The organism is Saccharothrix mutabilis subsp. mutabilis, assembly GCF_039521145.1.
Classification (GTDB): domain Bacteria; phylum Actinomycetota; class Actinomycetes; order Mycobacteriales; family Pseudonocardiaceae; genus Actinosynnema; species Actinosynnema mutabilis.
Genome location: NZ_BAAABU010000021.1, coordinates 17,020 through 32,672, shown reverse-complemented (window position 1 = coordinate 32,672; position 15,653 = coordinate 17,020). Strand labels below are relative to the sequence as shown.

The 15,653-nt window shown below is 73.4% G+C and carries 12 protein-coding genes; 5 read left to right on the top strand and 7 right to left on the bottom strand.

Annotated features, from left to right (window positions below; translation table 11 throughout):
• Window positions 1–17 precede the first annotated feature (17 nt).
• The 4 genes from ABD126_RS30790 to ABD126_RS30775 all read right to left on the bottom strand — a co-directional run bounded on the left by ABD126_RS30790 (window position 18) and on the right by ABD126_RS30775 (window position 3,127).
• Window positions 18–1,316, bottom strand: coding sequence for a hypothetical protein (locus ABD126_RS30790; protein ID WP_343937590.1), 1,299 nt, complete (start codon window positions 1,314–1,316; stop codon window positions 18–20).
• Window positions 1,317–1,383: 67 nt separating this feature from the next.
• Window positions 1,384–1,620: a hypothetical protein gene (locus ABD126_RS30785; RefSeq protein ID WP_343937588.1), complete on the bottom strand. Its 237-nt coding sequence runs from the start codon at window positions 1,618–1,620 to the stop codon at window positions 1,384–1,386.
• A complete protein-coding gene (locus ABD126_RS30780; protein WP_343937586.1) occupies window positions 1,617–2,507 on the bottom strand; it encodes a hypothetical protein in 891 nt (296 codons plus the stop codon). The genes ABD126_RS30785 and ABD126_RS30780 overlap by 4 nt, the downstream gene beginning before the upstream one ends.
• A complete protein-coding gene (locus ABD126_RS30775) occupies window positions 2,504–3,127 on the bottom strand; it encodes a hypothetical protein (protein WP_343937584.1) in 624 nt (207 codons plus the stop codon). The genes ABD126_RS30780 and ABD126_RS30775 overlap by 4 nt, the downstream gene beginning before the upstream one ends.
• 149 nt (window positions 3,128–3,276) lie before the next feature.
• Here ABD126_RS30775 and ispH point away from each other — a divergent pair, with 149 nt between their 5' ends.
• On the top strand, window positions 3,277–4,221 hold the full coding sequence (ispH, locus tag ABD126_RS30770) for a 4-hydroxy-3-methylbut-2-enyl diphosphate reductase (RefSeq protein ID WP_343937582.1): 945 nt from the start codon (window positions 3,277–3,279) through the stop codon (window positions 4,219–4,221).
• Window positions 4,218–5,984, top strand: coding sequence for a 1-deoxy-D-xylulose-5-phosphate synthase (locus tag ABD126_RS30765; RefSeq protein ID WP_343937579.1), 1,767 nt, complete (start codon window positions 4,218–4,220; stop codon window positions 5,982–5,984). Before ispH ends, ABD126_RS30765 begins: the two co-directional genes overlap by 4 nt.
• A gap of 835 nt (window positions 5,985–6,819) precedes the next feature.
• Here the strand turns inward: ABD126_RS30765 and ABD126_RS30760 are convergent.
• The 3 genes from ABD126_RS30760 to ABD126_RS30750 are packed head-to-tail and all read right to left on the bottom strand — an operon-like array spanning window position 6,820 to window position 9,914.
• Entirely contained in the window at window positions 6,820–8,094 is a 1,275-nt protein-coding gene (locus tag ABD126_RS30760; RefSeq protein ID WP_343937577.1) for an SDR family oxidoreductase, read from the bottom strand.
• A 48-nt stretch (window positions 8,095–8,142) separates the two neighbouring features.
• Window positions 8,143–9,687, bottom strand: coding sequence for a long-chain-fatty-acid--CoA ligase (locus ABD126_RS30755; protein ID WP_343937575.1), 1,545 nt, complete (start codon window positions 9,685–9,687; stop codon window positions 8,143–8,145).
• Window positions 9,684–9,914: an acyl carrier protein gene (locus ABD126_RS30750; RefSeq protein WP_343937573.1), complete on the bottom strand. Its 231-nt coding sequence runs from the start codon at window positions 9,912–9,914 to the stop codon at window positions 9,684–9,686. The genes ABD126_RS30755 and ABD126_RS30750 overlap by 4 nt, the downstream gene beginning before the upstream one ends.
• 175 nt (window positions 9,915–10,089) lie before the next feature.
• Here ABD126_RS30750 and ABD126_RS30745 point away from each other — a divergent pair, with 175 nt between their 5' ends.
• The 3 genes from ABD126_RS30745 to ABD126_RS30735 all read left to right on the top strand — a co-directional run bounded on the left by ABD126_RS30745 (window position 10,090) and on the right by ABD126_RS30735 (window position 15,650).
• Window positions 10,090–11,748 carry a LuxR C-terminal-related transcriptional regulator gene (locus ABD126_RS30745; RefSeq protein WP_343937572.1) on the top strand — a complete coding sequence of 553 codons (1,659 nt, stop codon included), beginning with the start codon at window positions 10,090–10,092 and terminating at the stop codon, window positions 11,746–11,748.
• Window positions 11,749–11,949: 201 nt separating this feature from the next.
• Window positions 11,950–14,916, top strand: a complete 2,967-nt coding sequence (locus tag ABD126_RS30740) for a non-ribosomal peptide synthetase family protein (protein ID WP_343937570.1) — start codon at window positions 11,950–11,952, stop codon at window positions 14,914–14,916.
• Window positions 14,916–15,650, top strand: a complete 735-nt coding sequence (locus tag ABD126_RS30735; protein WP_343937568.1) for a leucyl/phenylalanyl-tRNA--protein transferase — start codon at window positions 14,916–14,918, stop codon at window positions 15,648–15,650. Before ABD126_RS30740 ends, ABD126_RS30735 begins: the two co-directional genes overlap by 1 nt.
• The last annotated feature ends 3 nt before the right edge of the window (window positions 15,651–15,653 follow it).

Sequence of the window (15,653 nt, the reverse complement as noted above, 5' to 3'; positions counted from 1 at the left end):
GGTCGCGCGAGCGGGCCCTATGACCGCTCGACCAGGTCGCACGGGAGCTCGAAGAACCAGCCCGACGGCTCGTGCGCGAACCGGCCCACCGGGCGGGCGCCGGCCGAGCACTGCGCGCGGGCCGAAGCCACGCTGTCGGTCCACTCGGGACCGGTCAGGACGCCCGCCCGGTCCCGGACGTGCTGGACCACAGCGGCCAGCAGGACGCAGGCGACGACCGTCCTCGCCGTGATCACCAGCCACCGGCCGCGCGCCGGCGTGGCGTCCAGGCCCACGGCCACGGCGGTGAACAGCAGCAGGCACGGCAGGACGCTGTAGCGCTGGGACGCCATCACCACACCCGGCTGTTGCACCTGGAGCGCCACGGTCCAGTTGGCCACCAGCGACACCACGATGATCGCCACGCCGTACCCGACGCCGAGCACTGCCAGGAACCGCGCCGGCCGGTCCCGCCACACCAGGCCCGCCACGACCGGCACGGCGACCAGCAGGACCGCCAGCAGCGCCGGGACGTTGCCGAACCGCGGGTAGAGGTCCGGCACCTGCTCGGACCCGGTGAAACCGGCCAGCGGCACCCGCAGCAGGGCCGCCAGCACCACCTGCACGGGGTCCACGGCGTCGTGCGAGTACGGCGTCCGCTCGGCGAACACCATCACGCCACCCTGCACCGCCGCGGCCACCAGGAAGGCGGTCGCCAGCACCCGGTCGCGGAACAGCGCCAGTACCGCCAGCGGCGCCAGGACGAACGCGATCGGGCTGGACAGGGTGGCCAGGACCACGAACAGCAACGCGGGCACGCGCGGCGCGTCGCGCCACAGCAGCACCCAGAACAGGCCGTACAGCAGGAACCAGTGCAGGTTGCTGACGTTGCCCAACGGCTCCGAATTGCCCACCGGCAGGACGACGACCAGGGCCGCCAAGCCGACGCGCAGCGCCGTGGAGCGCACGTAACCGCCCGACGCCGCGAACGTGATGAGGGCTACCAGAGCACGCGGGACGGCGGCCGACAGCGCGAACCCGACGGCCGCCCACCCAAGCGGCAGCAGCGACACCAGTTCGGCGCTCATCCGGGGGATGACGTGCAGGTACCCGCCGTACGGGGCGACCAGGTTCGCGAAGAACGACTCCTTGACGCCGTCCAGCAGGAACCGCGCGCCGTCCTCCGCCCACACGTGCGTCAGGTGCGACCGGCCGGCCGGCGTGAGCAGTTGGAACGCCACGGCCGCGACGAACCCGGCCAGGTGGAACGTCCACGGCCGGCGCGCGGGCCGGTGGTCGGGCACCAGCCCGTGCAGCCGTTCACCCAGCACCGTCACCCGGACTCCCCCCTCGCAAGGCGAGCGAATGATGGCTGTCCGGGCGCCCGGATTTCAACCGGACGGGTCAGGCGGGCTCGGGGAAGAAGCGGTCGCGGATGGCGGCGATGGTGCGCAGGTCGTCGGCGGTCACGTCGTCCAGGGACAGCTCGGTCTCCAGCTCCGCCTCGATCAGGTAGAGCAGCTCCACGAAGTGCATGGAGTTCAGCACGCCCTTGTCGACCAGGTCCTCGTGCTCGCCGATGGGCCCGCTGTCCGGGCACTTCGCGCTCAGGAACGTGGTGATGAACGCGGGCACGGTCATGGCGTCTCCTTGACTGGCGTGATCTTGGTGCGCGGCGCGGTGGCGCAGGCGTGGACGGCCACCCGGCCGCCGACGGCGAGGCCGGTGGGCACGAGCCGGTTCGTGCGCAGCGCCACGGCCGGGTCGGTGAGCAGCGGGTTCGCGCCCGGGACCAGGTCGGCCAGCAGCGCGAAGACCGGGTCGACGACCTTGGTGACGCCGTCGTCGTCCACCACCTCGACCCACGCGTGGACCAGGTCGAGCATGCCGAGCACCCAGCCGATGCGGGTCTCGGCGAGGTAGCCCGCGTCGCGGAACCGCCGGGCCAGGTGCAGGCTCGCGGACTCGCAGGTCGCCACGCGGTGCCCGGTCACCAGGCCGACGTCCTCGCGCAGCGCGTCGGGCAGCTTGACCCACCGGACGCCGAGGTCGGCGAAGGCCTGCACCTCGTCGCGCAGGACCGGTGACCGCAGCGGCAGCAGGGCCCCGACCGTGCGGACGGTGGCGGTGAGGTCGCGGGTGAGGACGAGGTCGTTGTCGTCGTCGGAGGCCAGGCCGGTCACTGCGCCGCCGTGGGCTTCCGTGCGCGGGCGGGCGAGGGCGACGGCCGTGCAGGAGCAGTCCAGCGTCAACGAGAAGCGGGACGTGCGGGGCTCCAGCAGGGCCTCCGCCGGCGAGCGCATCCACCGCAGGGTGAACGCGAACGCCTGCTCCGGCACCGTCCGGCCGCCGCCCGCGCGCAACGCGAAGTTGAACAGGTCGCGGGAGTCGAAGCGGTCGCCCGGGCCGACCGGGAGCCCGTGGCGCACCAACGCGTCCAGCGCGTCCTCGCCGCCGAGCATCTCGATCGCGGCGGCGCGGGACGTGTCGTCCGAGCGGTGCGCCCAGGGGATGGTGAAGGCCGTCATGACGCCACCGGGCAGTCGCGCCACATGGTCCGCACGACCTTGCCGTTGCGCAGCACGTAGTGGTCGCGCGAGGTCCAGCCGAGCATCTCGTTGATGCGCACCTGCTCGTCGCCCGCCGACGTTTCCAGGTATCCGGGCAGGCCGAGGGAATCGGCCCGCTTCTGGCCGGCGCGCAGCAGCACGTAGCCGACGCCGGGGGAGTCGTCGCGGCGGCCGAGCACGGCGTACCAGACGTGCGGTTCGCGCGGCTTGAGGCGGTCGAGGTCGTTGGACAGCCGCACGCCCCGCACGACCGCCCGCGGCCCGGCCACCACGCACGCGATCGAGCGCAGCGCCCAACCCCACCACGGGGTGGGCCGCTCGCCGTGCCGGTAGCAGACCAGGACGCCGTCCAGCCGCCGCCCGCGCACCGCCGCGAGCACGAAACCGTTGTCCCAGCGGCAGATCACCAGCTCCGCCAGGTACAGCAGGGTCAGGGCGACCTGCTTGCGCCACGGCGGGATGCGCGCGATCGAATCCCAGATCACGCCTTCGCGGTACGCCTGCGCCAACAGCCGTGCCGCCCGCCAGGTGTCGCGCCACGGCAGGTCACGAACGTCGAGCCGGGTCGTCATGGTCACCCCAATCTCCTGCGCTGCCAAGGAGAAGTGAAGCAAGCGCGGGTAACCCGGGGGTAAGTGCGCGCTTTCGCCGGACGTTCCACCCCGGCGCGACCGGGGCGCGAGACGCGCGGCCGATACTCGCGGCAAAGCGTGGAAAGGAGCGCACGATGTCCGTAGTCGAGTCACGCACGGTACTGCTCGCGGCGCCGCGCGCGTTCTGCGCCGGTGTGGAGCGTGCCATCGAGATCGTCGAGCGGGCGCTCGCCAGTCGCGAGCACCCGGTGTACGTCCGCAAGCAGATCGTCCACAACGCACACGTCGTCGCCGACCTGGAGGCGCGCGGGGCGGTGTTCGTGGAGGAGTTGGCCGAGGTGCCGGTCGGGGCGACCGTCGTCTTCTCCGCGCACGGGGTGTCGCCGGCGGTGCGCGCCGAGGCGGAGCGGATGGGCCTGGAGGTGTTCGACGCGACGTGCCCGCTGGTGGCCAAGGTGCACTCCGAGGCGCGCCGGTTCGCCGAGCGCGGGGACACCGTGCTGCTGATCGGCCACGACAACCACGAGGAGACCGAGGGCACGCTGGGCGAGGCGCCCGGGTCGATGGTCCTGGTGCAGTCGGTGGAGGACGCGCTCGCGGTGGCGGTGGCCGACCCCGGGAAGGTGTCCTACCTGACCCAGACCACGCTCGCCGTGGACGAGACCGCCGACGTGCTGGAGGTGCTGCGCAAGCGCTTCCCCGCGCTGCGCGGCCCCGGCTCGGCGGACATCTGCTACGCCTCCACCAACCGCCAGGCCGCGCTGCGGATGATCACCGCCGAGTCGGACGTGGTGCTGGTCGTCGGGTCGGCGAACTCCGCCAACACGCAGCGCCTGGTCGAGATCGCGCGCCGCGAGGGCCGGCCGGCCCACCTGATCGAGGACGCCGCAGCGATCCGGCCGGAGTGGTTGGACGGCGCTTCGCGCGTCGGTGTCACGGCCGGTGCGTCCGCGCCGCCGCACCTGGTGTCGGAGGTCGTGGACGCGTTGCGCGCGCGGGGTCCGGTGACGGTGGTCGAGCGTGAGGCGACCCGCGAGACCATCCAGTTCACCGTGCCGGGCGCGGTGAGGTCGCTGTGAACCGCTTCGCGGTGGACCTGGCGCGGCTGGACGCGGCGGAGCTGGCCGGGCTGGCCGCCGACATCCGGGCGTTCCTGGTGGACAAGGTGTCGTCGGCGGGTGGGCACCTGGGGTCCAACCTGGGCGTGGTCGAGCTGACGATCGCGCTGCACCGGGTGTTCCGGTCGCCGCGCGACGTGCTGCTGTTCGACACCGGGCACCAGAGTTACGTGCACAAGCTGCTGACCGGGCGCGAGGCCGGGTTCGACGGGTTGCGGCGGGCCGGGGGGATGTCCGGGTACCCGGCGCGGGCGGAGTCCGTGCACGACGTGGTCGAGAACTCGCACGCGTCGACGGCGTTGTCCTACGCGGATGGCGTGGCGCGTGCGTCCCGCGTGCGGGGGGAGGGGGCGCGGCGGGTTGTCGCGGTGGTCGGCGATGGCGCCCTGACCGGCGGCATGTGCTGGGAGGCCATGAACAACCTAGGCGCGTCGCCGGAGTTGCCGGTCGTGGTGGTGCTCAACGACAACGGACGCTCCTACGCGCCGACGGTCGGTGGCCTGGCGGCGCACCTGGAGGGCCTGCGGGAGTCCACTGTGGACTCGTCGGTTTTCCGGAACATGGGCTTGGCTTACATCGGTCCGGTGGACGGCCATGACGTCTCGGCGTTGGAGAGCGCTTTCCAGATGGCGTCGGCCCTCGGACGTCCCACGGTTGTGCATTGCGTGACGCGCAAGGGGAAGGGCTACCTGCCGGCCGAGCTGGACGACGAGTGCATGCACGCGGTCGGGGCGCTGGACCCGGCGACCGGCCGTCCGGTGGGGCGCGGGGCGCAGAGTTGGACGTCGGTGTTCGGGGCGGAGATCGCGGCGATCGGCGCGGAACGCCCGGACGTGGTGTGCCTGACCGCGGCCATGCCCGGTCCCACGGGGTTGGGGCGGTTCGCGTCCCGCTTCCCGGACCGGTTCTTCGACGTGGGGATCGCGGAGCAGCACGCGGTGACCGCGGCGGCGGGGATGGCGATGACCGGGCTGCACCCGGTCGTGGCCGTGTACTCGACGTTCTTGACGCGGGCGTTCGACCAGTTGCTGATGGACGTGGCGCTGCACGGGTTGCCGGTGACGTTCGTGCTGGACCGGGCGGGAATCACCGGACCGGACGGCGCGAGCCACCACGGCATGTGGGACGCGTCCTTGCTGCCGGTCGTGCCCGGGATCCGCGTCGGCGCGCCGCGCGATGCGGAGGTGCTGCGTGCGCTGTTGCGCGAGGCGGTCGACTTCGCCGGGCCGTCCGCGGTGCGGTACCCGAAGGCGGCGGTCGGTCCGGCGATCCCGGCGGTGCGGCAGGTGGGTGGGGTGGACGTGCTGCGTTGCGCGCCTGATGCCCGAGTCCTGCTGGTGGGGGTCGGCGCTTTGGCCGGCGAGTGCTTGTCGGCGGCCGATGCGTTGGCGGCCCGTGGCGTGCCGGTGACGGTGGTGGACCCGAGGTGGGTCGCGCCGCTGAACCCGACCCTGGTTGAGATGGCCGCCGAGTACCGGTTGGTGCTGGCGGTCGAGGACACCGCTTCGGCGGGGTCCCTGGGTGGCCGGTTGGCGCAGGCGCTTGCGGCTGCGGGGAGCGACACTTGCGCGGGGACGTGCGCTTTGCCGACGGCGTTCGTGCCGCATGGTGGTCGGGAGCAGTTGTTGAGCGGGTACGGGTTGGATGCGGACGGCATTGCGGCGGCTGTGTTGGAGCGTTTGGACTTGCTGGGTGAGCGGGTGGGGCTGCGGCCGGTGGCTTGAGGGTTGCGGGGAGGTGGCACGGCCCGCCACCTCCCTCGTCGCTCTGGGGGTCGCCGGATTGTCGTACTCGCGTGGGACAATGGAAGCGGGGGCCGGAGGCCGCGCCCGCGCAAACCGCGGGCTGGGGCCCCGCGCCCGCGCAACCGGGGCCGGGGCGCAACACGATCTGCCAACGACCGGCGCGACTCGCTGCTGTCCGCACCTTCGACCAGCCGGCTCTGACATCCCGCCGTGTGCCCAGCCCCGCCCCGCCGCCTAGCCGCCCTGCGTCCGCTGCCCGCCCTTGGCCGCTGCCGCCCTTGTGGCCGCCCGGCGATCTCGCCGCCAGCGACTACGTCGGTCGATGTGCGGCCCAAGTTGAGCCCACCGCTACCTGCCTCAAGGCGCGTCCTGCCACAGCCTGAGCGGTTGCTGCTGTTGGCCGCGCTTGCCGCGAGAGGCCTGTCGTGCGTGGCGATGTGCGGCCTCCGGCCCCCGCTTCCATTGTCCCACGGCGGTACGACAATTCCGGGCGGCGGGCGGCGGGCGGCGGGCGGCGGGCGGCGGGCGGCGGGCGGTGCGGCGGGCGGTGCGGCGGGCGGTGCGGCGGGCGGTGCGGCGGGCGGTGCGGCGGGCAGTGCGGCGGGCAGTGCGGCGGTGTGGCGGTGCCGGCGCGTGAGCGGCGTGTGCAGGAGTGGGCGGCGCGGTGGGAGTGGCGGGTGTAGCGGAGTGGGTGGTGCTCGGCGGGTGCGGGTCGGGCGGGGGCGGGGGGAATGGCGGTGTTGCGGTGGTCGTGTGGGTGTGGGGCGGGGCTGAGCGGGGTCAGGGGGTGACCCCGCTCAGCGTGGGGTGGTGGTCAGGCTGCTGTCGGCAGGGGCTCGGTGGCGTGGGCCGGGGCCAGGGATTCCCTCGTGGGTTCCGGGGGCAGGTCCTTCGCCAGTTTGCGGATGTTGCGGGCGTTGGCTTCCAGGACGTCGATCGGCTCCAGGGTCGACCCCAGCACTACCGGGCTCGTGTGGGCTGCCGCGTCGATGTTGGCCAGCGCCGTCGGCAGGCAGCGCGGGAACAGGGAGCGGATGAAGGCGGCGCGCTGGCGGGCTCGGCGGGTGCTCGACAGCGGGTGCTTCCAGTCGACCTCGGCGGGCCGCACGCGGTTCGCGCGGATCAGGTCTCGGCGGAACGTGCGCCACGGCACCGTTTCCAGGTCGAACCTCGTCGCCAGCTCCGCGTTCGTCACCGGGGTCACCGGGTAGGTGATGGCGCGCGGCGCCTCGGAGAGGGCGTTGTCGAGGACCGTGCGGGCCAGGACGTCGCCGGCGACCATCGGGATCCTCGCGTCGGACTCCCACGTCCGGCCCTGCTGCACCATGTGGCCGATCATGTTCCAGAACGAGTACTCCATGCCGGGGTCCTTGAACGACGTCAGCGGGCCGCCCAGCGCGAACGGCGCCTGGTACAGGTGGATCGGCACGCCGTCGCGGTTCGCGCGCAGCGCCAGGTGCTTCACCACGTACTTCATCCGGCTGTACCCCTGGAAGAAGAAGCTGCGGCGCAGGAAGTCGCGCCGCTGCCGGTACACCTCGCTGCCCACCGAGCCGATCACGTGCAGCGTCTTGAACCGCTTGGTCAGGCAGAACTCGGCCAACGCGACCGTCGGCACCACCTTCTCCGCCCGGTACCGGGAGTACGGGTACTCGTGCGTCGTCGCACCGGCGCCGTCGACCACCACGTCCACCGACGTCAGCAGCTCCTCGTACCGCGCGTCGTCCAGGCCCAGCCGCGGCTCGACGTAGCCGGCCTCGAAGACGACCAGCTTGTCCATCGCGGGCAGCGCCATCTTGTACTTGCGGGCCGTGCGGGCTATGCGGGCCTCCCCGGTCTGGTCGCCCTTCGGGCGCACCAGCGCGTACACCTTGCCGACGCGCGTGTCCAGCAGCAGCTCGCGCAGCAGGTGCATGCCGATGAAACCGTTGGCGCCCAGCAGGAGCACGGTCTTGCGCTCACCGGCCGGGCGGCGCGGCAGGGACCGGGCGACGACCGCCGGGTCCTCCGAGTAGTCGAGGGCGATCTTCGTCGGGTCGCCGGTCCGCAGGGCGTGGTAGTCGCTGTTGTGTCGCAGGGAGATGCGCATGGGCTCCGCCTGTCGTGGGAAGTGTCGGTAAGGGCTTTCCGCAGGCGGCTAGGCCACGCGGCGGTCGAGGTGCTGCCAGAACCGCTCCCTCAGGTCGCGGCGCAGGACCTTGCCGCTGGGGTTGCGGGGCAGCGCGTCGAGCAGCTCGTAGCTCGACGGGAGCTTGAAATCGGCGATCCGGCCGCGCAGGAACGCCGTCAGGGCGCGGGTTTCCAGGGACGCGCCGGCGCGCGGCACCACGAAGCAGTGCACGACCTCGCCCCAGTGCGCGCTGGGCACGCCGACCGCCGCGACCTCCAGCACGTCCGGGTGCGCGGCCAGCGCGTTCTCGATCTCGGCCGGGTAGACGTTCTCCCCGGCCACGATGATCGTGTCCTTGATCCGGTCCTGGATGAACAGGTAGCCGTCGTCCAGGAAACCCGCGTCTCCGGTGTGCAGCCAGCCGTCCACGAGCGTCTCGGCGGTCGCGTCGGGCAGGCCCCAGTACTCCAGCATCGCGGCCGGCGACCGCAGGCACACCTCGCCGACGGCGCCGGGCGGCAGGACGTCCCCGTCCTCGTCCACGACCTTGATGTCCACCCCGGGGTACGGGCGGCCGGCGGCGCGCATCCGGGGGCTGCCCACGACGTGCTCGGACGGCGGCAGGCACACCGCGGTGTTGCCGCTCTCGGACAGCCCGTAGATCTGGGCCAGCTCGCAGTCGAACGTGTCCAGGCACCGCGCCAGCAGCGCCTCGGAGATCGGCGACCCGCCGTAGACGACCTTGCGCAGGGTGGCGAAGTCCTCGCGCCGGGGGCGCGGCGGGGCGAGCATCATCTGCATCTGCGCCGGCACCACGCACGCCGTGGTGATCCCCAGCTCCCGCACCTGCCGCACGGCTCGGTTGCCGGCGAACACCGGCACCGACACCATCGTGATGCCCGCGCCGAACCCCTGGATCGCCCACCACAGCCCGCCGATGTGGAAGCCGGGGATGCCGATGAGGCTGATGTCGTCGGCGCGCCAGTCGATCCAGTCCAGCCCGGCCGACGCCAGCGCGGCCTTCACGGCGAAGAAGCTGCGGTGCGCCAGCACGACACCCTTGGGGTTGCCGGTGGTGCCGCTCGTGTAGACCTGCGCGACGGGGTGGTCCCCGCTCCACGCGGGGTCGCTGTCGGTGTCGTCCGCGCCGCGCCACTGCGGCACCGACGCGATCGGCACGACGTGCCGCAGCCGCGGCAACCCGGGCAGGCCGTCGGCCACCGCGACGTCGTCGGCGAACAGGACCACCGACCCGGAGTCCGCCAGGACGTGGTGGATCTCGGCGGGCGTCAGCCGCCAGTTGATCGGCACCACGACCGCGCCGGCGATGGCGCACGCGAACAGCACCTCGTAGTACCGCTCGGACTCCTTGCCCAGGTAGGCGACCCGGTCGCCGGGCCGGACGCCGTGCGCGACCAGGGCGTTGGCGAGGCGGTTGCTCCACGTCGCCAGCTCGCCGTAGGTGACGCGGCGGTCCTCGCAGACCACGGCCACGTGGTCGGGCCGCTGCCACCCGTGGAACCCGATGACGTCGTAGACGGTGCGCAGGTTCGCGTAGAACGTCCCGTTCATGCCGCCGCCTCCGCCAACATCTCGACTATCGCCCGCTCGGACACCAGGTCCGGGACGAGCGTCGGGTCCACCTCGACGCCGAACTCCCGCTCCAGCGCCAGCACGAGCTGGACCTGGCGCAGGGAGGTCCACCCCGGCAGGGTGTCCGGGTCGAGCCGCGCGGGCAGCTCGTCCGGGTGGACCGAGAACACCGATGCGATCACGTCGCGGACGCGCCCCTCGATCATGTGGACTCCATTCACGCCTGATTTACCGCTGTGCCGTCGCGGCGATCCAAACAAACCCGGGTAATCGCGGAGGAAGTCGATCGCGACCGGATGCGCCCACTTTCCGGTAATCGGGCGGCACAATGCGGGGCGGGGGGTGTTGAGCGGCCGGGCCGGGCGAATGCACGATGGCGGTGTGGGGCATGGGGAAAGCGACTCCGGGTGGGCGGCGGGGGCCGTCGGCGATCCCGAGCGCGTGCGCGACGCGGTGCGCGCCACCCCGGGCGCGTGGCCGTTGGCGCAGGTCGCGGCGGTGGTGGGGCGGACGTGCCGGATCGCGGACCTCGCCGAGCTGACCGGGCAGCGGGTCGCCCAGCTCCTGGGCGCGGTGGACGCGCTGCTCGCCGCGGACGTCCTCGAATGGGCCGGTGACGACCTGCGGTTCCGGCACGAGCGGGTGTGGACCGCGGTGCTGGACGCCATGCCCCGAGCGCTGCGGGACGCGCTGACCGCCGACTGCGCCCGGCTGCCGGCGGGGCGGGTCGCGGCGGACCGCTCGGCCGACGAGCTGACCCGGTCGCTGGCCCTGGTGCGCGGCGCGCTGGCCCGGCCCGGCGCCGCCCGGCACGCCGACGACCTGCACGGGCTGCTCGCGAACCTGCTCCTGCTCCAGGGTGACGCGACCGCCGCGCGAGCCGCCGCCGAGCGGGTCCTGGCCGCGTCGGGCCGGCCGGCCGACGAGGCGGCCGGCACCCGGCTCGCCGCCCTGGCCCTGGCCGGCGACCGCCGCGCGGAGGCGCTGGCCGAGGCGCTGCTGACCACCGACGGGGGTGCCGGGGTGTCGGCCGGTGTGGCGGCGTTGGTGTTGGCCGACCTGCGGTGGCGGCGCGGGGCGGTGGCGGAGGCGTTGCGGCTGTTGCGCCGCCACGAGAGCCCGGCGCCGCACTGGCGGTTGTGGCAGCGGCTCGCGCTCGCCGACAAGCTGGGCAGCCTGCGCCGCCTGGACGAGGCCCACGCCCTGCTCCGCGCCACCCGCGACGACCTCGGCCCCCGGCAACGCGACTGCTACGAGGGCTGCGTCGACATCGTGGAGGCCGCCGTCCTGCTCGTCGCGGGCCGCCTGGACGACGCCGCCGCCCTCGCCGAACGCGGGCTCGCCGCCACCCGCGACGCCGGCGTCCTGCTGCTCGTCCCGCACGCCCTGGCGGTGCTGGCGGCGGTGGCGTTGCGGACCGGGGACGTCGACCGCGCCGCCACCCTGCTCGCCGAGACCGTCCCCGGCCACGCGCTCCGCTCGACCTTGCACGACTGGGTGTCCCTGCTGGTCACCGCCCGCCGGTACGGGCCGGAGCGCACGGCCGCCGCGGCGGCGTCCACCGGGTCGGTCCTGCTGCTCGCCGAACCGGCCGCCGCCGCGTGGCTGGTCCGCACCGCCACCGCCGCCGACGACCCGGACCTGGCCCGCCGCGTGGTGACCGCGACCGAACGGCTGGCCGCCGCGAACCCCGCCGTTCCCACGGTCGCCGCCGCCGCCGCGCACGCGCGGGCGCTGCTGGACCGGGACGCCGCCGGCCTGGCGGCGGTCGCGCACACCGACCCGTGGGCGGCGGCCCTGGCCCGCCGGGACCTCGCCGACCTGGGCGAACCAGCCGAGTCGCACCAGGCGTGGGACTCGTTCAGCGGCGTCGAGCGGGCCATCGCGCGGCTGGTCGCCGAGGGCATGACCAACCGGCAGATCGCGACCCGCGTCCGGCTGTCCCCGCACACGGTGAACTACCACCTGCGCGGCCTGTTCCGGCGGCTGGGCATCTCCTCGCGCGCCGAACTCGTCCGGCACGTCCCCGCGATGGCCTGAGAGTTCCGGGGGAAATCGCCGCGCCGGCCGCGCTCAAGGGCGATTCCAGCGGAATTCGACAACGCCCCGCCGACTACCTTCATGAGTAGTGGCCGACCCGGGAACCGGACCCGGGCATGGCTCGTTCTGGTAGTCGGGGGAACCGGAAGTCGTCGCTAATGTCGAGGTCATCGAGAATTCGGCGGCACCCCGAGGGAACCCATGAACATCCGTAGGCAACCGCGTGTCCACGAACTGTTCGCCACCCGTGCCGCGTCCCAGCCCGACCGGACCGCGGTCGTCCACGGCGACGCGACGATCACCTACGCGGAACTGGAGCGCCGTGCGAACGGCCTCGCCCGCTTCCTCGTCGGCCAGGGCACGGGCCCCGACTCCGTGGTCATGGTCCACCTGGAGCGCTCGGTCGACGCCATCGTGAGCCTGCTGGCCATCTGGAAGGCCGGCGCGGCGTACCTGCCGGTCGAGCCCAGCGCGCCGGACGGCCGCGTCGAGGCGTTCGTGAAGGAAACCGGCTGCGGCGTCGTGCTGACCCACGACGTCGCCCGCTTCACCGACCTGCCCGTCACCGCGGTCACCCCGGACTCCGCGCCGACGGCGGGCGCGCTGCCGGTCGCGGTGCACGGCGCCGACGCCGCGTACATCATCTACACCTCCGGCTCGACCGGCACGCCCAAGGGCGTCGTGGTCGAGCACGAGTCGTTGAGCTACCTGTGCGCGGAACTGGAGGGCCGCTACGGCATCACGCCCGACGACCACGTCCTCCAGTTCGGCGCGCTGTCCTTCGACACCTCCATCGAGCAGATCACGACCGCGCTGCTGGCCGGCGCGACGCTGGTGCTGCCCGAGACCGTGTGGGCGCCGAGCGAGCTGCCCGAGCGCCTGCGCCACCACGGGATCACCGTCATGGACCTGACCCCGGCGTACTGGCGGCGGTTCCTGTCCGAGGTCGAGCGCGGCGCGGGCGACCTGCCGGTCCGGCTGGTCATCGTGGGCGGCGAGGCGGTCAACGCCGAGGACTGCCGCCTGGCGCTGGAGCTCATGCCGGGCGTGCGGCTGGTCAACGCCTACGGCCTCACCGAGACCACGATCACCTCGTGCGTCGCGGACCTGACCGCCGACGTGCTGCCCGAGCGCGGCGCGGCCCCGGTCGGCGCGCCGCTGCCCGGCACCGTCGTGCAGATCCTCGACGAGCACGGCAACCCCGCGCGGCGCGGCGAGATCCACATCGGCGGGCGCGGCGTGGCGCGCGGCTACCTCACCGAGGACGCCGACCACCGGTTCCGGTCCACCCCGCACGGGCGGGTGTTCCGCACCGGCGACCTGGGCGCGTGGACCGCGGACGGCCAGGTCGAGGTGCTGGGCCGCATCGACCGGCAGCTCAAGATCCGGGGCTTCCGGGTGGAGCCGGGCGAGGTCGAGACGACGCTGGCCGCGCACGACGCCGTGGACACCGTCGCCGTCACCGCCTACGAGAGCAACGGCCACAAGCGCCTCGCCGCCTACTTCACCTCCTCCCGGCCGGTGGACGCCAAGGAGCTGCGCGAGTTCACCGGCCGCCACCTGCCCGACTACATGGTGCCCACGGCGTTCGTGGCGCTGCCGGAGCTGCCGCTGAAGACCAACGGCAAGGTGGACCTCGCCGCCCTGCCCGCCCCCGAGACGACCCGGGCGACCTCGGACGAGGGCCCGGTGGACCTGGTGGAGCGCGGCGTCGCCCGCCTGTGGCGGCAGGTGCTCAAGGTGGACCGGGTCGCCGCCGACGACAACTTCTTCGAGCTGGGCGGCAACTCGATCCTCGCCGCCGAGCTGATGGCGAAGGTGCGCGGCTCGCTGGGCGTGCTGATCACGCAGGTCCGGCCGTTGATCCGGCTGCTGCTGGAGGACGCCACCCTGCGCAGCTTCGCCCGCGCCGTGCGGGCCGCCCGCGAGGGCACCCTGGCCGGCGACGACACCCGCCGCAAGGTCGACTTCGCGGCCGAGTCGGAGCTGGACGTCGAGGTCCGCCGCGAGGTCGAGGACCCCGCGAACTGGCAGGACCCCCGGCACGTGTTCCTCACCGGAGCGACCGGGTTCCTCGGCGTCTACCTGCTGCGGGAGCTGCTGGAGAAGACCGGCGCGACCGTGCACTGCCTGGTCCGCGCCGACGACCCCGGGCACGGGCTGTCCCGGTTGCAGGCCAACGCCGCGCACTACTTCGGCGACGACCTCGGCCGGTTCCGGTCCCGGATCGTGGCCGTCCCCGGCGACCTCGGCGACCCCGGCCTCGGACTGTCCGAAGAGGACTTCGACCGGCTGGCCCGCACGGTGGACGTCATCCACCACCCCGGCGGCCGGGTCAACTTCATCTACCCGTACTCGCACATGAAGCCCGCCAACGTCGACGGCACCCGCGAGATCATCCGGATGGCCGCGCGGCACCGCAACATCCCGGTGCACTACACGTCCACCATGGCGGTCATCGCGGGCTTCGGCACCGCCGGAGTCCGGCACGTCACCGAGACCACCCCGTTGGGTTACGCCGACCACCTGTCCGTGGGGTACGTGGAGAGCAAGTGGGTGGCGGAGGCGTTGCTGTTCCAAGCCGCCGAACGCGGCCTGCCGGTCGCGGTGTACCGGGCGGCGGACATCTCCGGCGACCGCGTCAACGGCGCGTGGAACATCGCCACCGAGATGTGCGCGATGAAGAAGTTCGTGGTGGACACCGGAACCGCGCCCATCGCCGAACTGCCGCTGGACTACACCCCGGTCGACGTGTTCGCCGCCGCCGTCGCGCACATCGCCGCCACGCGGCGGCCCTCCGGCGAGGTCTACCACCTCACCAACGCGGGCAAGGTCAACATCTCCGTGCTGGTGGACCGGCTGCGGGCGCACGGGCACGACGTGCGCGAGGTGTCGTGGAGCGAGTGGCTGGACGAGATGGTGCGCGTCGCCGTCGAGCAGCCCGACCACCCGATGACCCCGTTCGCGCCGCTGTTCATCGACCGGTGCGCGGCCGGGTCGATGAGCGTGGCGGAGATGTACCTGGAGACGACGTTCCCGGTGTTCACCCAGACCAACGTGACCGAGGCGCTGCGCGGCAGCGGCATCGAGATCCCGCCGGTGGACGAGGCCATGCTCGACCGCTACATCGGCTACCTGACCGCCATCGAGTTCCTCGGGGCGGCGTGATGTCCTGGGACTTCCTGGACCTCGCGGACGCGCCCGCGGACGGGCCGGTGGCCTTCCGCGACGACCTGTCGCCGCCGACCCTCCTGGGCGCCTACCGGCACGGGCTCTACCCGTTCCCGGCGGACACCGAGGAGCAGAAGATCGTCAACGAGTTCGCCCACGGCGAGGTGCCCGCGCTGGGCGAGGACCCGTACGCGGTCGCCTGGTGCTCGCCCGACCCGCGCCCGGTGATCTTCGTCGACCGGCTGCGCGTGCAACGCAGCCTGCGCCAGCAACTGCGCAACAAGGTCGAGTGGACGACCACGGTCAACGCGTGCTTCGAGCAGGTCGTCCAGCACTGCCGGGCCGGCCGCGAGCCGAGGTGGCTCACCGACCGGCTGGTGCGCGGCCTGGTCGCGCTGCACGAGGCCGGGCACGCGCACAGCGTCGAGGTGTGGGAGGGCGGCGAGCTGGTCGGCGGCACGTTCGGCGTGCGCATCGGCGGCGTGTTCAGCGCGGACTCCCAGTTCACCAAGCGCAGCGGCGCGGCGAAGGTCGCCGTGGCGTGCCTCGTGCGCCGGGTCGCGGAGAGCGGCGGCGTGGCGGTGGACGTCCAGCACGACGGCGACCACGCGAAGCTCATCGGCGCGGTCCCCGTGCCGCGCGCGGAGTACCTGGCGCTGTTGCGCTCGCACGCCGCCCACAACGGCGACATGCCCACCAAACCGCTGCCCGCGCGCAGCCTGGCCGCGTGAGGG